Raw genomic sequence first — 22,282 nt, 5'->3', positions numbered from 1 at the left:
GACCGCCGCCGCCGCGCACAAAATCGCCTGGGAGACAGCGCAACTGGCGCACCGCCGTGTTCAGGCCAGCAGTTCCGCGTCGATGCCGTAGGTGCGCTGGGCGTTCGTGCGGAAGACCTGGTCGAGTTCCTCGGCGCTGCCGCCGCGGTCGGCCAGCACGTCGATCACCGCTTGCGCGCCGTTGGCGATACTTGTAATCGGTTTGTCCACAGGATAATTCGAACCCCAGATGAGACGCTGGGCGCCGAAGACGTCGAAGGCGTGGTGCAACAGCGGCGCGGTGCGGTCCAGTAGTTCGGAGACGGGGGTCGGTAGGCCGCGCATCGGCACCGGATGGCCGAGGATCGGCATGGCCAGCCCGCTGACCTTGGCCATCACATTGGGGTGTGTCGCGAGTGTGGCGATATCGTCGCGCCACTGCACGAACAGTTCGCGGCGCCGGCCCGGCTGGGTGCCGGTGTTCTTGCCCACCGGGCCGAATATTCCGGCCGGCGTGCCGAGATGGTTGAGCACGATCGTCACCTCGGGATAGCGCCGGGCCAGGGCGGTGACCTGCGGGATCTGATGCGAGTAGACCCACGCCTCGAACGACAGCCCGCGTTCGGCCAGGACCGCGAAGCCGTCCAGGAAGGCCGACTCGGTCAGGGCGCCGTCGGCCCGGCAGAACGACCGCACCCCGGCGTCCGGGTGGTGGGCGACCATGGTGCGTATGCCGCGGAACAGCGGTGACGCGGACTGATGCTTGTCGACGAGTTCGGCGAATCCGGGCGTCGCGGGATCACCGCTGCCGATGATCGCGCCCAGGGCCGGAGTGTCCACCCCGAAGGGCAGGCTGGCCACCCACCGCGTCTCGTCGGCCTTGGCGTCCGGCGCCCGCCCGGCCCATTCCACCTCGATGTGCACCAGCGCCTCCACCGGCACCGCGCCCAGATCCTCGCGGTAATCCGCGGGCAGATACGGCCGCAGATAGGCATCGGGAATCCCGACGAAATCGCGGTCCCGTTTGGGAGCCAGCCGGGCGGCCTTGTCGACCGGCACCGGCACGAACCGGAACAGCTTCGCCAGCATGCTGAAATCCCGCGGCGTGTTCAGCGGATCCCATTGATGGATATGTGCGTCCACAACGCTGATACCGGCGAGGTCCATGGCGCCCTTCCGTCGCGTTCGACTGTCCGCTCTCCGGCATTGTCACACGCCCGCACACACCGGCGGGCCACATCCGAACCCTTGTCACACATTGCGGCGGTATTGCCCGCCGACGGTGAAGAAACAGTCGGTGATCTGCTGCAGAGTGCATACCCGCGCGGCATCCATCAGCACGTCGAAGACGTTGTCGTCGCCGCGTGCGGCGGCCTCGAGCCGGGCCAGGGCCGCCTGCGCCGGCTCGCGGTGCGCGGTGACGAATTCCTCGGTGCGCCGCAGCTGCGATTGTTTCTCGGCCTCGGTGCCGCGGGCCAGTTCCAGCACCTGATGGGTTTCGCCGTTCGGATTGCGGAACGTGTTCACTCCGATGATGGGCAGTGTGCCGTCGTGTTTGCGGTGTTCGTAGCGCATCGATTCGTCCTGGATGCGGCCACGCTGATATCCGGTCTCCATCGCGCCCAGCACCCCGCCGCGTTCGCTGATCCGCTCGAATTCGGCGAGCACCGCCTCCTCCACCAGATCGGTCAGCTCGTCGATCACGAAACTGCCCTGCAGCGGATTCTCGTTCATCGCCAGGCCCCATTCCTTGTTGATGATCAACTGGATGGCCAGGGCGCGCCGCACCGATTCCTCGGTGGGGGTGGTCACCGCCTCGTCGTAGGCATTGGTGTGCAGGCTGTTGCAGTTGTCGTAGATGGCGATCAACGCCTGCAGGGTGGTGCGGATGTCGTTGAAGTTCATTTCCTGGGCATGCAGCGAACGCCCGGAGGTCTGGATGTGGTACTTCAACTTCTGCGAGCGATCGTTGGCGCCGTATTTGTCGCGCATGGTGACCGCCCAGATCCGCCGGGCCACCCGCCCGATCACCGAATACTCCGGATCCATGCCGTTGGAGAAGAAGAACGACAGATTCGGCGCGAAATCGTCGATGGCCATGCCGCGCGCCAGATAGGCCTCGACATAAGTGAATCCGTTGGCCAGCGTGAACGCCAGCTGACTGATCGGATTCGCGCCTGCCTCGGCGATGTGATAGCCGGAGATCGACACCGAGTAGAAATTGCGCACGCCGTTGCGGACGAACCATTCCTGGATATCGGCCATCATCCGCAGGCTGAATTCCGTGGAGAAGATGCAGGTGTTCTGGCCCTGATCCTCCTTGAGGATATCGGCCTGCACGGTGCCGCGGACCGTGGCGAGGGTGCGGGCACGGATGTCGGCCGCTTCGTCGCCGCTCGGCTCGCGCCCGTTGGCCTCCCGAAACCGCTGCAGCGCTTGGTCTATCGCGGTATTGAGGAAGAAGGCCAGAATCGTCGGCGCCGGCCCGTTGATGGTCATCGAGACCGACGTGCTCGGCGCACTGAGGTCGAAGCCGTCGTAGAGGGCCTTCATATCGTCGACGGTGGCGATGGAAACCCCTGAGGTGCCGACCTTTCCGTAGATATCGGGACGCGGTGCGGGATCGTGGCCGTAGAGCGTCACGGAGTCGAAGGCGGTCGAGAGGCGTTTGGCCTCGGCATGTTCCGAAAGCACCTTGAATCGCCGGTTCGTGCGGAACGGATCACCCTCACCGGCGAACATGCGGGCCGGATCCTCGTTGTCGCGCTTGAACGCGAACACGCCGCCGGTGAAGGGGAATCGGCCCGGCAGATTCTCCGATCGCAGGAAGCGCAGCAGCTCGCCGTGATCGGTGAAGCGCGGTAGCGCCACACGCGGGATCGAGTTGTCCGACAACGTGGTTCGGCGCAGGGGAGTGCGAATCTCGCGGTCGCGGACGCGGACCACCTGTTCCTCGCCACGATACGACTCCACGGTGGCGGGCCAATCCCGCAGCAGCGCCGCGGATTCCGGGGTGAGCTCCTCGCTCGCGCGCGCGAGTAGTCCGGACAAGGTCCGTTCCGCGGCCGAAAGACCTTCCACCGTCGCGTCTTCCGCGCTGGCCGGATCGTCGGTGGCCCCCGCCGGCAGTTCCGCCAGCACCTGTTCGAAGCGCTGCACCCGCTGGGCCGCGACCACCTGCCGTCGCGTCTCGGCATGGTAATCGCGGACGGTCTCGGCGATCTCGGCCAGATACCGCACTCGGCCCGGCGGGATGATCTGCGCGAAGCGGGTCGAGGCCCGGGTGTCGACCCGCGGCAGCACCCCGGTCTCCAGCGGCAGGCCGCGCGCACCGAGCAGCCCGGCCAGATGCTGATAGAGCGCGGTCACCCCGTCGTCGTTGAATGTCGCCGCGCTGGTGCCGAATACCGGCATATCCTCCGGTGCCGACCCGAACGCCTCACGGTTGCGCACGAGCTGGCGTGAGACGTCCCGCAGTGCGTCCTCGGCGCCGCGGCGCTCGAACTTGTTGATCGCCACCACATCGGCGAAATCGAGCATGTCGATCTTCTCGAGCTGGGAGGCGGCGCCGAATTCCGGCGTCATCACATACATCGAGATGTCGACGTGGTCGATGATCGCGGCGTCGCCCTGGCCGATACCCGGCGTTTCGAGAATCACCAGATCGAATCCGGCCGCCTTGCAGGCCAGGATCATCGCGTCGATATTGGTCGGCAATTCGTGTGCGCCACGGGTGGCCAGCGAGCGGAAGTAGACGTGTTCGCTGTCGAGCGAGTTCATCCGGATGCGGTCACCGAGCAGTGCGCCGCCGCCGCGGCGCCGGGTCGGGTCGACGGCGAGGATCGCCACCCGCAGTTTGTCCTGCTGATCGGTGCGCAGCCGCCGCACGAGTTCGTCTGTGAGCGAGGACTTTCCGGAGCCGCCGGTGCCGGTGATGCCGAGCACCGGCACGGTCCGGCCGGCCGCGGCGGCCCGCAGTTCGTCCAGATGCGCGGCGGGCAGCGCATCGGCCTGCAGGCAGGTCAAGGTGCGCGCCAACGCGTATCGTTCACCGGCGAGAACCGCCTCGATCGCGGCCGGTTCGGCCGACAGATCGACGTCGCAGGCGCGGACGAGTTCGTTGATCATGCCGGGCAGGCCCAGGCGCTGGCCGTCCTCGGGGGAGAAGATGCGCACTCCGGCCGCCGCCAGCCGCTCGATCTCCTCCGCGACGATCACGCCGCCGCCACCGCCGAAGATCTCGACGTGCCCCGCCCCGGCCTCCCGCAGCGCGCTCGCCAGATATTCGAAGTATTCGACGTGCCCGCCCTGATACGAACTGACGGCCACACCCTGCACGTCCTCGGTCAGCACCGCGTCGACCACCTCGTGCACCGCGCGGTTGTGGCCCAGATGGATCACCTCGGCGCCCTGCGACTGCAGGATGCGCCGCATGATGTTGATCGCCGCGTCGTGGCCGTCGAACAGGGCCGCGGAGGTGACGAAACGTACGGGATGGACCGGAACGTGCAGGTCGGCCATGTAATCCTCCACCAGAGGCCGGCGCGGGACCGCCGGGCGCCTACGCTTGGCGTCCCGATAGTAGGACGTCAAATCAACTGTACTGTGATGCGGACCACGGCGCCATCCGTGGCGTAAATCACATGACTTCCAATACTTGGATGTCCAACTATAGGATGGCCGCATACTGCCTTCGGCTCCGGCGTGGGAGGCATCGACCGCATCGAGAACAGGACTGGCATGGTTCGCGAACTGACTCATTTCATCGGCGGGCAGCAGGTGCCCGGGACCTCCGGCAACTTCGGCGACGTCTACGACCCCAGCACCGGGCAGGTTCAGGCGCGGGTGCCGCTCGCCAGTGTGTCCGAGGTCGAGGCGACCATCGCGAATGCGGCCGAGGCGCAGCGCACCTGGGCCGCGTTCAATCCGCAGAAGCGGGCCCGGGTGCTGATGAAGTTCGTCGCCCTGGTCCAGGACGAGATGGATTCGCTGGCCGCGCTGCTGTCGAGCGAGCACGGCAAGACCATCCCGGACGCCAAGGGCGATATTCAGCGCGGACTCGAGGTGATCGAATTCGCGATCGGCATCCCGCACCTGCTCAAGGGTGAGTACACCGAGAGCGCGGGCACCGGCATCGACGTGTATTCGATGCGGCAGCCGCTCGGTGTGGTCGCCGGCATCACCCCGTTCAACTTCCCTGCCATGATTCCGCTGTGGAAGGCTGGGCCGGCGCTGGCCTGCGGAAACGCCTTCGTGCTCAAGCCGTCCGAGCGCGATCCCTCGGTGCCGCTGCGGCTGGCCGAACTCTTCCTCGAGGCCGGGCTGCCCGCCGGTGTGTTCAACGTCGTCAACGGTGACAAGCTGGCGGTCGACACGCTGCTGAACGATGAGCGGATCAAGGCCGTGGGCTTCGTCGGTTCCACCCCGATCGCGCAGTACATCTACGAAACCGCGACCGCGAACGGCAAGCGCGCCCAGTGCTTCGGCGGCGCCAAGAACCACGCGATCGTCATGCCGGACGCCGACCTCGACGATGTCGCCGATCAGCTGATCGGCGCCGGCTACGGCTCGGCGGGCGAACGCTGCATGGCCATCTCGGTGGCGGTGCCGGTCGGCGAGGAGACCGCGGATCGGTTGCGCGCCAAGCTGGTCGAGCGCATCGGCAAGCTGAATGTCGGCCGCTCCGATGATCCCGGCGCGGACTTCGGCCCGCTGGTCGGCCGCGACGGTGTGGACCGCGTGAACAACTATGTGCAGATCGGTGTCGACGAGGGCGCTGAGCTGGTAGTCGACGGCCGGGGACTGAAGGTCGCGGGCGCCGAGGACGGATTCTTCGTCGGCGCGACGCTGTTCGACCGCGTCACCCCGCAGATGCGGATCTACCGGGAGGAGATCTTCGGTCCGGTGGTCGCGATCGTGCGCGCCGCCGACTACGAGGAGGCGCTGCGGCTGCCGAGCGAACACGAATTCGGCAACGGCGTCGCGATCTTCACCCGCGACGGGGACACCGCCCGCGACTTCGCCACGCGCGTGCAGGTCGGCATGGTCGGCGTCAACGTCCCGATTCCGGTGCCGATCGCGTACCACACCTTCGGCGGCTGGAAGGCGTCCGGCTTCGGCGACCTGAACCAGCACGGTCCCGACTCGATCCGCTTCTACACCAAGACCAAGACGGTCACCCAGCGCTGGCCGCAGGGCCTGCGGACCGAACCGGCCGCGGGTGCGGGCGCCGATCACTTCGTCATCCCGACGATGGACTGAGGCGATGTTCGTACTCGACGAGGACGAACAGGCGATCGTGGACACCGCGCGCGGTTTCGCCGACGAACTGCTCGCGCCGAACGCCTTGGAATGGGACGAGCGCAAGCACTTTCCGATCGATGTACTGCGCAAGGCCGGCTCGCTCGGCATGGGCGGCATCTACGTCGGTGAGGATGTCGGCGGCTCCGGATTGCGCCGTGTGGACGCGGTGCGGATCTTCGAACAGCTCGCCACCGGATGCCCGGCGATCGCGGCCTACATCTCCATCCACAACATGGCCGCGTGGATGATCGACAGCTACGGCACCGAGGCCCAGCGCAATCGGTGGCTACCCGGGCTGACCTCGATGGATCTGCTGGGCAGTTACGCGCTCACCGAACCGGGAGTCGGCTCGGACGCGGCGGCCCTGAGCACCAGGGCCGTTCGTGACGGCGACGACTATCTGCTCACCGGGGTCAAGCAGTTCATCTCCGGCGCGGGCAGCACCGATGTGTACGTACTGATGGCGCGGACCGACGACGCCGGTTCGCGCGGCATCTCGGCCTTCATCGTGCCCGCGGATACACCCGGACTCTCCTTCGGCGCCAACGAGAAGAAGATGGGCTGGAACGCGCAGCCGACGCGGCAGGTCATCCTCGACGATGCCCGGGTGCCGGCGGCGAATCTGCTCGGCGGTGAGGGCAACGGCTTCCGGATCGCGATGAACGGCCTCAACGGCGGCCGGCTCAACATCGCGGCCTGCTCCCTCGGCGGCGGCCAGACCGCGCTGGACCGGACCGTCGCGTATATGGCCCAGCGCAAGGCATTCGGTGCCCGGTTGCTCGACAATGCGGCGCTGCAGTTCGACCTCGCCGATATGCGCACCTCGCTGGAGGCGGCGCGGACCCTGCTGTGGCGGGCCGCGGCCGCGCTGGACGCCGATGCCGCCGACAAGGTGGAACTGTGCGCGATGGCCAAGCGCTTCGGCACCGATGCCGGATTCGAGGTGGCCAACAAGGCCCTGCAATTGCACGGTGGCTACGGCTATCTGGCCGAGTACGGAATCGAGAAGATCGTGCGCGACCTGCGCGTGCACCAGATTCTCGAGGGAACCAACGAGATCATGCGGGTCGTGGTGGCCCGCTCGGTAGTCGGCGCGGCATAAGGAAAGATATGACCGAAGCAGAAGTATTGTTCGACAAGCGTGACGGCGTCGGCCTGATCACGCTCAACCGGCCCAAGGCCATCAACGCGCTCAATCACTCCATGGCGCAGGCGATTCTGTCGACCCTGCGCGAGTGGGCCGACGACGACGAGGTCCGCACGGTGGTGCTGACCGGCGCCGGGGAACGCGGCCTGTGCGCGGGCGGCGATATCGTCGCGATTCACACCGACGCGAAGAACGCTGTGACGCATGGTGTTTCGCGCCACGACAGCGCCGATTCGCCGAGTGGCCGGTTCTGGCGTGACGAGTACATCCTCAACGCGCTGATCGGCAACTATCCGAAACCGTATGTCGCCGTGATGGACGGCATCGTGATGGGCGGCGGTGTGGGGCTGTCCGCACACGGCAATCGCCGCATCGTGACCGAGCGGTCGATGGTCGGCATGCCCGAGACCGGCATCGGCTTCATTCCCGATGTGGGCGGCACCTATCTGCTGGCGCGCACACCGGGGGAACTGGGCACCCACGTCGCCCTGACCACGGCCCGCATGGGCGCCGGTGATGCGATCGCGGCCGGATTCGCCGACCATTTCGTTCCGGCCGAACGCATTCCGGATCTGCTGGCGCAGTTGCGGCGCACGGATGCCGACGCCGCGATCGCGGCCGTCGCGCAGCCCGCGCCGGTGTCGGATCTCGCCGCGCAGCGGTCCTGGATCGACGCCTGCTACAGCGCCGACACGGTCGAGGAGATCGTCGCGCGGCTGCAGCGCCACGATGCCCCCGAGGCCGCCAAGGCGGCCGGCGATGTGCTGGCGAAATCGCCGGTGGCGCTGAAGGTTACGTTGCGGTCCCTGCGCAACGCCCGGCGGGCGGCGAACCTGGAACAGGCGCTCGACGAGGAGTACCGGGTCTCGGTGGCCGCGCTGACCACCCACGATCTGGTGGAGGGCATCCGCGCCCAGGTGGTCGACAAGGACCGCAACCCGCAGTGGGCGCCCGCCACCCTCGCCGAGGTGTCGGATGCGCTGGTGGACAGCTATTTCGCCGATCTGGGCGACCGGGAACTCGGACTGAGCGGAGCACAGGAGTGACGAACGTGACGAAGGTGGCCTTCCTTGGCCTCGGGCATATGGGCGGTCCGATGGCCGCGAACTTGGTGCGTGCCGGATATCAGGTACTGGCCTACGACCCCGTACCGGCCGCGCAGGAACAGGCCCGCGCCGACGGGGCGGAGGTCGTCGACACCGCCGCGGCGGCCGTGACGGAAGCCGAGATCGTCATCACCATGCTGCCCAACGGCCGCGTCGTGCTCGACGTCTACGACGCTGTGCTGCCGTCCGCCAAACCCGGCACCCTGTTCATCGACTGTTCCACCATCGACGTCGCCGACGCCAAGCGCGCGGCGGAAGTCGCTGTGGCAGCGGGGCATCGGGCCCTGGACGCGCCGGTGTCCGGCGGCGTCGGCGGTGCCACCGCCGGCACGTTGACCTTCATGGTCGGCGGCGAGGCCGAGGACTTCGCCGCGGCGCAGCCGGTGCTGGACGTGATGGGCGGCAAGGTCGTGCACTGCGGCGGCGCGGGCGTGGGGCAGGCCGCGAAGATCTGCAACAACATGATGCTGGGCATCTCGATGATCGGTCTGTCCGAGGCGATCGTGCTGGGCGAGAAGCTGGGCCTCACCCACGACAAGTTCTACGACGTGGTCTCCACGGCCTCGGGCCAATGCTGGTCGCTGACCACCTATTGCCCGGTGCCCGGCCCGGTGCCGACCAGCCCCGCCAACAACGAATACCGGCCCGGATTCGCGACCGCGCTGATGAACAAGGACCTCGGCCTGGCCGCGAATGCGCTGCGCGACAACGATGTCGAGGGACGGTTCGGTTTGCTGGCGGCCGAGATCTACGAGCAGTTCAACCGGTCGGCGGGGGACCTCGACTTCTCCGCTATCGTCACCGATATTCGTCGCCGTTCCGGCGCGGAGCCGGGCCAGGATTCCGGCGAGTAGCCGAGAAAGGGAAACAGTGACCGACTTCGAGACCATTCTGCTGGAGCGCACCGGACGCGTCGCGGTGATCACCCTGAATCGGCCCAAGGCACTCAACGCGTTGAATACGCAGGTGCTCACCGACATCACCGCCGCACTCGACGAGGTGGAGGCCGATGCGGGTATCGGCGCGGTGGTGCTGACCGGTTCGGAGAAGGCGTTCGCCGCCGGTGCCGATATCAAGGAGATGCAGTCCAAGTCCTATATGGACATGTTCCTGGCCGATTTCTTCCAGGGCTGGGACCGGGTCGGCGCGTTCCGCAAGCCGATCATCGCGGCGGTGGCCGGATACGCCCTGGGCGGCGGCTGTGAGCTGGCGATGATGTGTGACATCCTGATCGCCGCCGACACCGCGAAGTTCGGCCAGCCGGAGATCAAGCTCGGCGTGATCCCCGGTATGGGCGGCTCACAGCGCCTGACCCGCGCGGTCGGCAAGGCCAAGGCCATGGATCTGATTCTCACCGGCCGCAATATGGGCGCCGAGGAGGCCGAACGCGCAGGGCTGGTGGCCCGCGTCGTCCCGGCGGCGGAACTGCTGTCCACCGCCCGTGAGGTCGCCGAGACCATCGCCGGCATGTCGCTGCCGTCGGTGATGATCGCCAAGGAGGCCGTGAACCGCTCGTACGAAACCACGCTCACCGAGGGCCTGCGTTTCGAGCGCCGGGTGTTCCACTCCCTGTTCGCCACCGAGGATCAGACCGAGGGCATGACCGCCTTCGTGGAGAAGCGCGCGGCGAACTTCGAACACCGCTGAGCAGTCTCGTCACCGAGCACCGCACATAGTCGACGGCCCGGCCGCCGCCGCCCGTATTCGCCGATCCGGCCGGTACGGGCGGGGCGAGCCGGGCCGCTGTGGTTGTCGGCCGCCGATTCCGGCACCTACTGGGTGCAGAACCGCTCCCGCCTCGCCACCCGGACCCGTGTGCGGCGGCGATGAACGCCGAGAAGGCACCGTGAAACTCGACGGGTGATCTGCGGCCTTACTTCCCGGGAACCGGTTCGGCGCTACTGCCCGCGACCTCCACCGGACGGGCCGGGGTGCCGTCGTGCGCCGGCCGCGCCGAATCGTGTCCGGTGACCAGCAGGCCGGTGACCGTCGCACCGAGCGCTGCGGTCACCGCCAGCGCGGCGACCACCTTGCGCCGCGATACCGCCGGTCGCGGCGCCGGCGTCGCCGGCCCGCACTGCGGCGGAGCGAATCGGATACCGCGCACCCGGCGCGCCGCCGGTTGTTCGGTGGCCATCAGCACCGCCCCGCGCGCGGAGACGAAATCCGGCTCCGGATCGTAGATCACCGGCAGGTCCAGCAGTTGCTCCAGCGACTCCCGGACCCCCGGACTGCGCGTGCAACCGCCCAGCAGCGCCACCGCCCGCGGCGCGACCCCGGTGTCGTCGATCAGTTGCCGCACATACGACACCGAATGATGGATCCCGGCCGCGACCAGATCGCGGAAATCGCTGCGGGTCACGACGATTCGCGTGCCCGAACGCGGATCGCCGACCGTTACCACCCGGAAGGCGCTGAGCTGCTCCTTGTACTCACGCCCGGCGGCATTGTCGATCTCCACCCCGCCGTGTGCGAGGTGCCAGCGCAGCAGGGCGTCGTGGCCGTCGCCGCCCAGGAGAGTGCTGCGCTTGGCGGCCAGGATGGCCTGGGTGCGGCAATCGGCCTCGGTGAGGGTGAGCCCGGAACTGCCGAGGTCGTAGATCAGCACCGCCCCCTCGTCGGGCAGTTGCCCGCTGAACCGCAGATACCGCAGTTGGGCCGGCGGTTCGTCGATGATGGTGAGCCGGCTGCGCCCGGCCGCGGCCCGGATCGCCTCGGCGTGCAGGGCGCAGCGTGAGGTGACGGCGATGCCGGTGACGAATTCGTCGCGGTCGGCCGCGGAGGCCCGCATCGCGTCGATGGCCTGGAAGACCGGCTCCTCGACCCCCGCCCCCGCGCGGCGGGCGACCACACAGCGGTCGATCGGCGGCAGATGCGGCTGATCGGAGTGGGTGAGCATGGCGCGCGCGCCACCAGCGCCCGCCGACACGCCCAGGACCAGCACCATGGCGTCCATGGTGAACCTTTCGGCCGCCGATGGGAAGGCAACGGCCCGGGATGTCGCTGCCGGAATGCTGGTGAGTCGACCCTCAGGCCCACCGGGTCGGCGTGTCGCCGCTGTCGAAGTCACCCGCCTCGCGCCGGAACTCCGCGAGCAGTTGCAGCAGGAGGTGGAGACGCTCCGGTGGTAGGCCCGGCCGGGCGAAGACCTTCTCGTTCAATTCCCGGGTGGCCGCCGCCGCCAGATCGCGGCCGGCGGCCGTGATCTCGATCAGGGTTGCCCGGCGGTCGCTGGGGTGTGGTACTCGTTTGACCAGTTGGGCCGCTTCGAGCCGATCGACGGTATTGGTGACACTCGTCGGGTGGACCTGCAACCGGGCGCTGGCCGTCGCCATCGGCAGCGCTCCGGTCTTGCTGAAGCCGAGCAGCGTCAGCAATTCGTAGCGGGAGAAGGTCAGCCCCGACGGGCGCAGCGCCTCGTCCACCCGGGCCATCACGATCTGCTGGGCCCGCACCAGAGAGGTCACCGCGGCCATGCCGTCGGCGACATCGCCCCAGCCGTGCGAGGTCCACTGGCGGTGGGCCTCTTCGATCGGGTCCAGCGGAAGCGGGCGGGGTGCGGCCATACCGCCGAGTGTATTTGCCCGCCCGCTCCCACGCTGCGGTCCGGAGTCGCCGGATCGGTGATTCAGGACAGTCCCGAAAGATCACCGAGGACAACATGGTTGCGATCGGCGGTGCTTCCCAGTGTGTACTCGGGCATCAGTCCGAGATATTCGGCCCGGCTGCGGGTGCTCCACCGCCGCGCGTCCGGGGTGCGGGTTTTGTAGAAATTGACCATGTAGCCGCCCTCGTAGAGGCGCAGCAGGGTGTACCCGCCCGGATACTCCTTCACCGCGCCCACTTCCAGGAATTCCACCCGGAGCGGGATGTCGGGGCGGGTGCGGCGATTGCGATGGGTATGGCCCGCATGGTGAAAGAACACCCCCGGCGTCGATTGATACAGCTGCTGCAGGGTGAGCGCGTCCGATCGATTCAGCACGAAATTCGGGCCGGCGAGATTGGTCAGCCCCGATTCCGCGGTGACCGGATGATGTCCGAAGACGACCGTCGGCCGATCGGGGTCACGACGCAGCGATTCGCGCAGGCGATCGAATTGCCCGGGACCGATACTGCCCCCGGAGCCGTCCGGTTCGGTGGTGTCGAGTCCGATCAGCCGCAGCCCGCCGAGCCGGTGTTCTGTCGATTGTGCCGGGGGAAGGAAGGATTCGCCCCAGCAGTCGTGGTGGTCGGCCGTCACCGCCGGACAGCCGGCGTAGTCGGCGCCGGTATGGGGACGGTCGTGATTGCCGCGTGCGGCGAACCAGTCCCGGCCCTCGATTCCCCAGGCGTCCAGCCGATTTCGCACCGTCCGGGTTTGCTCGGGGGTGGCTTCCGCGGTCAGATCACCGGCCAGGATCAGATGGTCGGCGCCGCGATCCGGCCGACGCAGATCGTCGAGCAATGCCGCCAGCATCACCTCGGGGTACGGCGGCAGTCCCGGTTCCTGTCGCACGCCCGGCGGCAGGCCGGCGGCGATGATGCCGCTGGTCTCCTCACCGATGTGCACGTCGTTGCAGAGCGCGAGGGTGCGCAGCAGCCGGCCCGGGGGAGCGACGAGAGTGCTGAATTCACCGCTACGTTCGGGTGCGCCGGGCAGATGGGTGACCAACTCCGGGGCCGGTACCGCCCGCACTCCGTCCGACCACGCCTCGAATCGATACCGCCGTCCCGGCTCCAGGCCGTCGATCTGGGCGTAGTGATACGCCGTCCGGTCGGCGCCGGCCAGGGGGACCGTCCGGGCGGGCCCGGTGGAATCCGCAGGGGCCAAGCGGATTTCGGTGCCCGCTTCGACCGGGACCAGTGTGCCCGACGCATCGGCCAGCGTCGTCCAGGTGATGATCGCCGACGTGTCGGTGAGCGTGACCACCTCCAGATCAGTCGCGCGCAGTGAATTCGCCTGTGCCCGAGCCGAACCCGGGAGCAGGATCGGTGCGGCGGCCGCGGCGGCCAGGGCCGCGAGCAGGTGGCGGCGATTCGGCCCGCAACAGGTCATCGTCGCTCCCTCGTGGGTGGTCGGTACCGATCCACGGCCGACCCTACCCAGACCGACGCCATACCGCGTGTCGTGCCGCCGACTCACCGGGTAGGTTGGCTAGCCGGTCGCCTCGGCGCGATTTCTCATCGGAAGGACGGTCCATGGCAGCGGCGCAGCAGCACGAACGTCGGTGGAAACTCGTGCTCGGCGTGGTGGCGCTGGCGGCCTCGGCCATGATCACCGCGTGTTCGGCGTCCTCGGACGAGCCGGAGATCGTGGTCTACAACGCACACGATCAGCGCCTGACCCGGCAGTGGGCCGATGCCTTCACCGAGCAGACCGGAATCCGGGTGACGGTGCGCGACGGCGCCGATGCCGAAGTCGCCGATCAGGTACTGGCCGAGGGCGACCGATCGCCGGCCGATGTGGTTCTCACCGAGAATTCACCGGCGATGGCCCGGATGGAGCGCGCCGGTCTGTTCGCCGGCCTCGACCCCGACACCCTCGCTCAGGTGCCCGAACAGTTCCGCCCCAGTTCGGGGCAGTGGACCGGAATCGCCGCGCGGTCGACGGCTTTCGTCTTCCATCCGGCGCAGATCGCGTCCGCCGAACTGCCCGCGGGCTTGCTGGACCTGCAACAGCCGCGGTGGCACGGCCGCTGGACCGCCGATTCGCACGGCGCGGACTTCCAGGCGATCGTTGCCGCGCTCCTGGCACTCGACGGCGAGAACGCCACGCGCGCGTGGCTGCACGGGGTGAAGGACAACGCCACCGTCGCGCCCAACGGCTTCGCGGCACTGAAGGCGGTCGGCGCGGGCGGGGTCGGCGGCGCGCTGGTCTTCGCCACCGACTGGTACCGCGACCAGCTCGCGCCGGAGCGGATCACCGGTCCCTCGGCGCCGCACTATTTCCGCGGCGGGGACCCGGGCGGATACCTTTCGCTCTCCGGTGCGGGCGTGCTGAAGTCGAGCCGGCACGCCGCCGACGCCCAGCGGTTCGTGCGATTCGTGACGGCCGCGGCCGGGCAGCGTCTGCTCAGCGGCGGTGCGGCCATGGAGTATCCGGTGGCCGCGGGTGTGCCCGCCGATCCGGCGCTGCCGCCGCTGGATTCGCTGGACCCGCCGCGCGTGAATCCGAGCGAGCTCGACCCGGAGCGAGTCGAGGCGTTGATGCGCGAGGCCGGGCTGCTCTGATCCGCTAGGAGGCGGTCAGGTCGTAGCGGTACCTGCTGGTCGGGATGACATCGAGGTCGCGATCGGCGCCGAAGGTCGCGACGCTGGCCATCATGCGACCGGCGCGGCGCTGCAACTCCGCGTCGTCACCACCGCTGCCCCAGAACGCGTGCTGGTCGGTCATCGCGTCCATCGGGAACAGTTCTTCGACCAGCGCGTCCACCCGCGGCCCAGGAGTCACCGCGGCGACCACTGTGTTCTGCACATAACCGAAGGTGGCCTGGGTTTCGATGGCCACGGTCGTATGCCGATCCTGCCAATTGTGCAGCCATTCGGCGCGGCTCAGTTCCTTCGGAACCCGCAGCAGCGCGATATTCGCCAGTGCGTCGTAGCGGGTTCCGTCCGGGGGCCGCGCGGTGGTGAGCGGTTCGCGTTCCTCCACGATCCAGCCGTTGATCCGCTCGGCGACGCCGCTGAGCAGATCGGTGATCGGCCCGTTCTGCCCTTCGCTCCAGACGCCGACGATCGCGGCGACCGGTTCGTCGTAGGTGCTCACCCGCAGTTGTGCGGCGGCGACGTCGGCATCGCCGATGTTGACCTGCAGTTCGGTCGCCCCCGCGGCGGCCAGCCGCCGGTGGAAATCCGGTGCGTGGAGGATATCCGCGAGATCCGGTCCCCAGAGGGCGTACATCAATTTCATGCCGGATCCTTTCGGGGAACTGCGTTCGGCTGCGACGACGGTAATTCCGTCTACCCCGCGACACTCGCGAATCGCCAAACCCCGTCCCGCTCAGCGGGACCGAATCGGATATCGGATCGCCGCGAATGTGCGACGGTCCGGACGAGTCGGTCGCCTACAGTGAGAGCGACATTCATCCGGTGAGAGGAGACCAGGTGCGCCGCATACTGTTCGCGTTGACGCTGTGTGCCGCCGTACTACCCGCGCTCGCCTGCTCCGCCGAGGCCGACCGTGCACCGGCGAAGACATCGGCGCCGGTATCCGCGCCCGCGGCTGCCGACCACGGCACCGACGGCACGATCGAGGTGGTGGCCACCCACGGTCCCGAGAAGTACGCCGCCGCCGGACTCGCCGCGGGCATCACCACCTGTGGGGCCGGATCCGTGCTGGCCACCCTGACCACCGGCCGCGACGGCAAGGCCCACCAGGATGTCGCCGCCGACTGCTATCAGGTTCAGGTGACGTCGGTGCCGATGGGATGCCGGTTGGCCACCGACACGGCCGAGAAGGTCGATGTGGTGGCCGGGCGGACCGCGACCGCGGAGTTCGGATTGGCCTGCGCCTGAGCGTTTTTCACCGATTGGCGAGTTCGGCGAGCCGGTAGGCCAGCGCCGTGCGCACGGCCGGGATGCGGGTGACGAGGCGGATCGCGGTGTTGCGCAGCACGCGGGCCGGTCGCGGGCGCACCGTCGCCATGCGGGTCATGCGATCGGTGAAGGCCACCACGTCCAGCGCCACGGGGCGGCGGGTGCGCTCGTAGTCGTCGAGCAGCGCGTCGGGTTCGCCGCCCACGACCCGGGCCAGCAGCGTGCCCAGCAGGGCCGCATCCTGGATCCCGGTGTTCATTCCCTGCCCACCGGCCGGGCTGTGCACATGTGCGGCATCGCCGGCCAGCAGGATCCGCCCGGCGCGATAGCGGTCGGCCACCCGGTGGTGCACGCGAAAACGTGAGCTCCACAGCACCTCTCGCACCGTGGCGCCGGGGCAGCGGGCATCCAGCAGTGCTTGCACCTGCGCGCGGGTGGGATGTTCGGGCGCCTCGGCGACGGTGGCGACGATGCGGAAACGATCGTGGTCGGTGTCCGGCAGCGGCGCGACCACCACGATGCCCTCCGGCGAGACGTGAAGCGATACCTCCTCGCGCGACGCGGGCCAGTCCATCCGCACATCCGCCAGGACGAACGATTCCGGATAGGTGGCGCCGGTGAAGCCGATTCCCGCCGCCTCGCGGACCCGGCTGTGCATCCCGTCCGCACCGATGACGTACTCGGCGCGGATCGAACCGGATTGCCCTGTGGCGTCGGTGAATTCGACGGTGACGAATTGCTCGCCCGGTATCACCCCGGTGACCTCGACGGGGCGCACGACCGTTCCGCCCGCCTGATGCAGCCGGTCGAGCAGGACGGCCTCGGTGGTCTCCTGGCCGATCATCAGCGTGTAGGGGAAGGGGGTCGGCAGGTCGGAGAAGCCGATGGTGGTCAGCCGATCGGCGCCTTCGTACATCACGAAGCGCGGCACCTCGAGTCCCAGGTCGTGCAGGGTCGTGGCGATGCCGAATTCGTCGAGGACCTCCAACGTCCGGGCATGGACGACCGCGGCGCGGGACGTGTTCGCCCCGGCGGCCAGTCGATCCAGCAGAACCACGTCGGCGCCGGCATCGGCGAGTGCGATCGCGGCGGTCAGTCCGGCGGGTCCGGCGCCGACGATGACGACCGCGGCGGTGGCGGGAACGGTGCTGCTCATGACTACTCCCTCAGGCTTGCCAACAAATGTTGGCCAACGGCTGTTGACATCAGAATAGAGCCGCCCGGGATGGAAAGTCAACAGTTGTTGGCCTACAGTTGTGGACATGAGTGAACAGACTGCGCCGCGCCGCTCGGACGCCACTCGCGCGGCGATCCTCGAGGCGGCTCGCCGGCATTTCGCCCGCGACGGATACGCCAAGGCGACCATTCGGGCGATCGCCGCCGACGCCGGCATCGATCCGTCGATGGTGATGCGGTACTACGGCAACAAGGACGGCTTGTTCGACGCGGCGCTCGACGTCGATCTCGCCCTGCCGGATCTGGCCGCGGTGGCCGAGGACGAGCTGGGTGCGACGGTCGCCCGGCGCTTCCTGGAACTGTGGGAGACGCCACCGGGTAACGAACTGCTGCTGACCCTGTTGCGTTCGTCGGTCTCGGACGAGTCTGTGGCGCAACGGTTTCAACGTGTCTTCGCCGAACAGCTGATGCCGATGGTGACCCGGGTCGGTGATCCCGCGGACGCGCCGCGACGAGCCGGGTTGGTGGTCTCGCAGATTCTGGGACTGGCGGTGTGCCGCTATGTGCTGCGCCTGCCGCCGGTGGTGGCGTTGACGGCCGAGGACATCGTCGCGGAGATCGGCGCGACGGTGCAGCGGTATCTGGTGTCGGTGCCGAAGTGAGGGCCCGGGTGGTCCAGGCATGAAAATGCCCCGAGTCCGGCGGGCTCGGGGCATCAGGGCTGCGGCGCGGTCCTCGAGTGTCGGCACACGGCATCTACCTCCGTTCGATCGGGTGGACGCTGTCCTGTTCAATCAGCTGTAGAGGCGTTCGACGAATGCGCGCAGGTTGGTGCGCACCCGTTCGGCCTTCGCCTCGTCGGTCAGATCCTCGCGGTAGCGGTTGCCCAGCGCGGGGCGCTTCTTGTTGCGCGCGTACAGCGAACAGGCCAGATCGGTGCACATATAGATGCCGACCGAGTTACCGCGCCGCCCGGATTCGCCGACCTTGTGCGCGGTGAGCAGCGACACCCCGGTACCGGTGTGCGTGGTCAGGCAGATCGAGCAGAGCTGGGCCCGGCCGGATCCGCCCGTCTCGTAGCGCATTGCCACGCCGATCAGCCGATCGTCCTGCGGGGTCACCAGATACGCGCGGCCCGGCATCGACCGATCGTTCCAGCCGAAGAAGTCCAGGTCCTCCCAGGGTTGTGTATCGAGATCGCGGGGGACCGGCATGCGTTTGGCATCACCCTTGGAACAGTTGACGAACGACGATCGGATCTCGCGTTCGGTCAATGGTTGCACGTGTTCACTCCTTCCGAATGGATGAACGGAAAACGGAGCGAGGCTACGGCCACCGGTTCCGGCGGGCAATCGAATATCGGCTCAGCCGGTGGTCCGCAACCCGGCGAGGGTGACCGTGATCAGCCGTTCTGCCGCATCGGGTGAGGTTTCGCACGCGACACCGATGCCGTGGCCCAGGCGCAACAGATCGCGCGGTTCGATCTCCGGCCGGATCAGCCCGGCTTCCTGGGCCGGTTGCAGGACCGAGGTCGCGGCGTCGGTGATCAGAATCGAACACAGCGTGAAGGTCTGCGATCCGCGGTCGATGGCGGCCTTGAGGGTCACCGCCAGACTGCGTTTGTCCATCACGAACCGCACCTGGGCGCGGAACCATTGCTCCAGAGCGTCGAGGGGCGAGAGGGTTTCGGTCAGCTCGGCGGCGAGTTCGGACAGAGCCTCGATGCTCGAGCGATAGACCGCCTCGATGAGTGCGTCCCGGTTGGGGAAATGGCGATAGAGGGTGCCCGGACCCACCGCGGCTCGGCGCGCCACCTCGTCCAGGGGTGCCTCGGGGCCGTGTTCGGCGAACGCCTCGCGCGCGCACTCGAGTATGCGCTCGTAGTTGCGCCGCGCATCCGCGCGCATCGGACGCGGCGGCGCCGCGCGCCCGGACCCCTGTGTCGACGGTGCGCTCACGATTCCTCCAGTGGAAACGGACGAACTCTCCGCTTAATCTTGCGTAACCGGAGATCTTCTCCATATGCTATCCCCATTGGAAACGGAGACATTCTCCGTTTAGTTCCGCATCCGATGGAGCCCCTTTGTCCACCTCCACGATTTCCTCGTCCACGCAGGTCGGCGCACCGCCCGGGCGGCTGCGCTCCGGCATCGTGCTGGTCACGCTGCTGACCTGCCAGCTGATGATCGTGCTCGACATCACCGTGATGAACGTGGCGCTGCCGCGCATCCAGCACGATCTGCACTTCAGCGCGACCGGCCTGTCCTGGGTGATGAACGCCTACACCCTCGTCTTCGGCGGGCTGCTGCTGCTCGGCGGCCGGGCCGGCGACCTGTTCGGACGCCGTCGCATGTTCATCCTCGGAACCGTGCTCTTCACCCTCGCTTCGCTCGGCGGCGGGCTGGCGCCGTCGGCCGCCTGGCTGATCGTCGCTCGCATCGTGCAGGGCCTCGGCGGGGCGATGGCCGGCCCGAACACCCTCGCCCTGCTGACCACCACCTTCGCCGATCCGAAGACGCGGGTCCGGGTGCTCGCGCTGTTCTCCGGAATGTCCAGCGCGGGATTCGCGATCGGGCTGATCCTGGGCGGACTGCTGACCCAGTGGCTGAGCTGGCGCTCGGTGCTGTTCATCAACGTGCCGTTCGGACTGGCCGTGGCACTGCTGGCGACGCGGTACCTGCCCGACGCGCCGCGCCGTCGCGCCCACCTCGACCTTCCCGGAGCGGTGACCGCGACGGGTGCGGTGGCCGCACTGGTCTACGGCTTCATCAGCGCCGCGGCGCACGGCTGGGACGATGTGACAACGGACGTGTCGCTGACGGCCGGTGTGCTCGCACTGGTGGCGTTCCTGCTGATCGAACGCCGGGCCGCACAGCCGCTGCTGCCGCTGCACCTGTTCGCCGACCGCAATCGCGCCGCCGCGTACGCCAACATGTTCCTGGGGCCGATGGCGGGCACCTCGATGTTCTTCTTCCTCACCCAGTATCTGCAGGAAGTGCGGGGAATGAGCGCGCTGGCAACGGGTTTCGCCTTCCTGCCGACCGCGGTGACGATGTTCACGATGATCCGGCTGATTCCGCGCCTGCTGCCGCGCTTCGGTCCCAAACCGGTGACGCTGGCAGGCACATCCGCGATGATCACCGGGCTGGCGCTGCTCACCCTGCTCGATACCGATACCGGTTACTTCCCGCTGCTCGCGGTGGCGACGGTGTTGATGGGATGCGGTATCGGCCTGGCCTTTTCGCCACTGAACGTGATCATCATGGCGAATGTGGCGCCCGAAGAGGCCGGTGCGGCCGGCGGCGCGTTGCAGACCCTGCAGCAGACCGGCGCCGCGCTGGGGTTGGCGGTACTGGTCACGGTATTCGGCACCGCCGTCCGGGCCGCCTCCGGATCGGCCGTGCACGTGCTCGTCTCCGGTATCACGACCGCCTTCGCCGCGGCAGCCGGGATCGCGGTGCTGACCCTGCTCGTGGCGTCGACATTCCGGAGCGTGCGGGCGCAGCGGTGAGTGCCCGGACGGTGGCCCTCGGAACGTCCGAGGGCCACCGTCCTCGCTATCCAAGATCAACTACGGACATATCGGACTAATCGAAACCTGTTGTCGCACAGGGACTTCGTCGAAATTCGGCTCACAGCAACCTCTATGACTGCCGTGCGAAACTCGTCGCGATGCTCACCTATTTTCAAGCGATGGTCATCGGCGCGGTGCAGGGCTTCACCGAGCTGTTCCCGATCTCCAGTCTCGGACATTCGGTTCTCGTGGCGGCCTGGCTGGGAGGTCGATGGGGAGCGTTGCCGGGCCAGGGCGGAACCGATTCGGCCGCAACCTATCTGGCATTCGTCGTCGCTCTGCACGTGGCGACGGCGGTCGCGCTGGTGATCTACTACTGGCGGGACTGGTACGCGATCGCCGCCGGATTCGTCGAGATGGTGCGGACCAGGCGGCTGGATACCGTTCCGCAACGGCTGGCCTGGTTGATCGTGATCGCGACCGTGCCGGTCGCGATTCTCGGCCCGCTGCTGGAACATCCGCTGCACGACGTCTTCGCGGCTCCCTTGTGCGCCGCGGCCTTCCTGACCGTCAACGGTGTGGTGCTGGTCGTCGGCGAGGGCCTGCGTCGTCGCAACGAGCCCACCCTCGCCGAATACGGCCGCCGCTTCGCCCTCAACCAGGCCGGCAGCCGGATGCGCACGGCGACAACGCTTTCCCTGCCGCAATCCGACCGTCGCCTGGCGGCCCTCGACTCCCGGGACGCGGTCGGCATCGGCCTGGCCCAAGCCGGTGCCCTCCTCACCGGCTTCAGCCGGGCCGGCCTCACCATGGTCGGCGGCCTCTGGCGTGGTCTGGAACACGAACACGCCGCCAAATTCGCCTTCCTCCTCGCCACCCCCGCGATTTTCGGCGCCGGAATTGTCGACCTCCCCGACCTGATAACCCCACGCGCCGAGGTGATCTGGGGCCCGATCATCGTCGGCGCCGTCGTCTCCGGTGTGACGTCCTGGCTCGCCGTCCGCTACCTCGAACGCTACTTCCGGACCCGGACCCTGCTGCCGTTCGCGGCGTACTGCGTGATCGTGGGGGTGGTGTCGATCGTTCGATTCGGGTGAGTGGCGGGCCGCTAGCCCGCCACGGCGGGACTGTTGTGATACGCGGCAACCGTCCACTTGCCGTCCCGCCGGTGCACAACCCAGGTCGCGTTCACGTACCGGTCGGCCGGTACCTCGGTTTCGCCCGCGAACAGAATGGCGGCCCGGCTGACGACGACGGCGTGGTCCGGGCCGAGGTACCGGATGTCTCCGATGTCGTCGGTGACGGTCGAGTTCGCGAGCACGGTCGCGAAACTGTCCGCCATACCCCGCCGGATCTCCGCCCGGCTGCGCCGACAGGTCCCCGGCATGATCACCGTGGCGTCCTCGGCATAGTCCGCGACGAAAGCGTCGGCGTCCCCCGCCGCCCAGGCCTTGTACTGATCGGCCAAGATCTGCGCGATGGCGGCCGAGTCGTCGGTTCGAGTCGTGGTCATGGCATGTCCTTCGTTCGTCGGCGCGGCCC

The 22,282-nt window shown here is 68.1% G+C and carries 20 protein-coding genes; 10 read left to right on the top strand and 10 right to left on the bottom strand.

All coding sequences use genetic code 11. The features are described 5' to 3' along the window. Nucleotides 1-60: 60 nt before the first annotated feature. Nucleotides 61-1,146: an amidohydrolase gene (locus IRT45_RS11520; RefSeq protein WP_194805842.1), complete on the bottom strand. Its 1,086-nt coding sequence runs from the start codon at nt 1,144-1,146 to the stop codon at nt 61-63. Nucleotides 1,147-1,230: 84 nt separating this feature from the next. Further along, complete coding sequence (gene icmF, locus IRT45_RS11515; protein WP_194805938.1) at nt 1,231-4,500, bottom strand: fused isobutyryl-CoA mutase/GTPase IcmF; 3,270 nt, start codon at nt 4,498-4,500, stop codon at nt 1,231-1,233. Between the two features lie 219 nt (nt 4,501-4,719). Here icmF and IRT45_RS11510 point away from each other — a divergent pair, with 219 nt between their 5' ends. From IRT45_RS11510 to IRT45_RS11490, 5 genes are read left to right on the top strand one after another with little or no spacing between them, the layout of a single operon-like run. After that, entirely contained in the window at nt 4,720-6,240 is a 1,521-nt protein-coding gene (locus tag IRT45_RS11510; RefSeq protein ID WP_194805841.1) for a CoA-acylating methylmalonate-semialdehyde dehydrogenase, read from the top strand. Between the two features lie 4 nt (nt 6,241-6,244). Then, the gene (locus tag IRT45_RS11505; protein ID WP_194805840.1) at nt 6,245-7,384 is read left to right on the top strand and encodes an acyl-CoA dehydrogenase family protein; all 1,140 of its coding nucleotides are present in this window, start codon (nt 6,245-6,247) and stop codon (nt 7,382-7,384) included. An 8-nt stretch (nt 7,385-7,392) separates the two neighbouring features. Continuing rightward, nucleotides 7,393-8,475, top strand: a complete 1,083-nt coding sequence (locus tag IRT45_RS11500) for an enoyl-CoA hydratase/isomerase family protein (RefSeq protein WP_194805839.1) — start codon at nt 7,393-7,395, stop codon at nt 8,473-8,475. Nucleotides 8,476-8,480: 5 nt separating this feature from the next. Next, nucleotides 8,481-9,389, top strand: coding sequence for a 3-hydroxyisobutyrate dehydrogenase (gene mmsB, locus IRT45_RS11495; RefSeq protein WP_375540089.1), 909 nt, complete (start codon nt 8,481-8,483; stop codon nt 9,387-9,389). A gap of 16 nt (nt 9,390-9,405) precedes the next feature. Further along, nucleotides 9,406-10,182, top strand: coding sequence for an enoyl-CoA hydratase (locus tag IRT45_RS11490; protein WP_036498506.1), 777 nt, complete (start codon nt 9,406-9,408; stop codon nt 10,180-10,182). Between the two features lie 226 nt (nt 10,183-10,408). Here the strand turns inward: IRT45_RS11490 and IRT45_RS11485 are convergent, their stop codons facing one another. From IRT45_RS11485 to IRT45_RS11475, 3 genes are all read right to left on the bottom strand, one after another. Further along, nucleotides 10,409-11,491 carry an Hsp70 family protein gene (locus IRT45_RS11485; RefSeq protein ID WP_228534184.1) on the bottom strand — a complete coding sequence of 361 codons (1,083 nt, stop codon included), beginning with the start codon at nt 11,489-11,491 and terminating at the stop codon, nt 10,409-10,411. 73 nt (nt 11,492-11,564) lie between these two features. Then, on the bottom strand, nt 11,565-12,101 hold the full coding sequence (locus tag IRT45_RS11480) for a MarR family winged helix-turn-helix transcriptional regulator (protein WP_039782371.1): 537 nt from the start codon (nt 12,099-12,101) through the stop codon (nt 11,565-11,567). A gap of 62 nt (nt 12,102-12,163) precedes the next feature. Continuing rightward, nucleotides 12,164-13,570 (bottom strand): metallophosphoesterase, encoded by a 1,407-nt coding sequence (locus IRT45_RS11475; protein ID WP_194805837.1) that lies wholly within the window; start codon nt 13,568-13,570, stop codon nt 12,164-12,166. Between the two features lie 143 nt (nt 13,571-13,713). Here IRT45_RS11475 and IRT45_RS11470 point away from each other — a divergent pair, with 143 nt between their 5' ends. Beyond that, on the top strand, nt 13,714-14,745 hold the full coding sequence (locus tag IRT45_RS11470) for an extracellular solute-binding protein (protein ID WP_194805836.1): 1,032 nt from the start codon (nt 13,714-13,716) through the stop codon (nt 14,743-14,745). Between the two features lie 4 nt (nt 14,746-14,749). Here IRT45_RS11470 and IRT45_RS11465 read toward each other — a convergent pair whose 3' ends face one another. Beyond that, nucleotides 14,750-15,424, bottom strand: coding sequence for a hypothetical protein (locus tag IRT45_RS11465; RefSeq protein ID WP_194805835.1), 675 nt, complete (start codon nt 15,422-15,424; stop codon nt 14,750-14,752). A gap of 194 nt (nt 15,425-15,618) precedes the next feature. Here IRT45_RS11465 and IRT45_RS11460 point away from each other — a divergent pair, with 194 nt between their 5' ends. Further along, the gene (locus IRT45_RS11460; protein WP_194805834.1) at nt 15,619-16,029 is read left to right on the top strand and encodes a hypothetical protein; all 411 of its coding nucleotides are present in this window, start codon (nt 15,619-15,621) and stop codon (nt 16,027-16,029) included. 7 nt (nt 16,030-16,036) lie between these two features. Here the strand turns inward: IRT45_RS11460 and IRT45_RS11455 are convergent, their stop codons facing one another. Beyond that, complete coding sequence (locus IRT45_RS11455; RefSeq protein WP_194805833.1) at nt 16,037-17,206, bottom strand: FAD-dependent oxidoreductase; 1,170 nt, start codon at nt 17,204-17,206, stop codon at nt 16,037-16,039. 106 nt (nt 17,207-17,312) lie between these two features. Between IRT45_RS11455 and IRT45_RS11450 the strand changes: the two genes are divergently transcribed. After that, entirely contained in the window at nt 17,313-17,888 is a 576-nt protein-coding gene (locus IRT45_RS11450; protein WP_194805832.1) for a TetR/AcrR family transcriptional regulator, read from the top strand. A 132-nt stretch (nt 17,889-18,020) separates the two neighbouring features. Here the strand turns inward: IRT45_RS11450 and IRT45_RS11445 are convergent, their stop codons facing one another. Further along, a complete protein-coding gene (locus IRT45_RS11445) occupies nt 18,021-18,509 on the bottom strand; it encodes an FBP domain-containing protein (protein WP_194805831.1) in 489 nt (162 codons plus the stop codon). A gap of 81 nt (nt 18,510-18,590) precedes the next feature. Then, complete coding sequence (locus tag IRT45_RS11440) at nt 18,591-19,184, bottom strand: helix-turn-helix domain-containing protein (protein ID WP_309240904.1); 594 nt, start codon at nt 19,182-19,184, stop codon at nt 18,591-18,593. Between the two features lie 125 nt (nt 19,185-19,309). Between IRT45_RS11440 and IRT45_RS11435 the strand changes: the two genes are divergently transcribed. Further along, entirely contained in the window at nt 19,310-20,737 is a 1,428-nt protein-coding gene (locus IRT45_RS11435; protein WP_228534183.1) for an MFS transporter, read from the top strand. 161 nt (nt 20,738-20,898) lie between these two features. Then, nucleotides 20,899-21,837 (top strand): undecaprenyl-diphosphate phosphatase, encoded by a 939-nt coding sequence (locus IRT45_RS11430; protein WP_194805830.1) that lies wholly within the window; start codon nt 20,899-20,901, stop codon nt 21,835-21,837. 11 nt (nt 21,838-21,848) lie between these two features. Here the strand turns inward: IRT45_RS11430 and IRT45_RS11425 are convergent, their stop codons facing one another. Further along, nucleotides 21,849-22,253 carry an SgcJ/EcaC family oxidoreductase gene (locus IRT45_RS11425; RefSeq protein ID WP_194805829.1) on the bottom strand — a complete coding sequence of 135 codons (405 nt, stop codon included), beginning with the start codon at nt 22,251-22,253 and terminating at the stop codon, nt 21,849-21,851. Nucleotides 22,254-22,282: the final 29 nt, after the last annotated feature.

Source organism: Nocardia sp. BSTN01, from assembly GCF_015354405.1.
GTDB lineage: Bacteria > Actinomycetota > Actinomycetes > Mycobacteriales > Mycobacteriaceae > Nocardia.
This window is presented reverse-complemented; position numbering and strand designations above follow the sequence as displayed.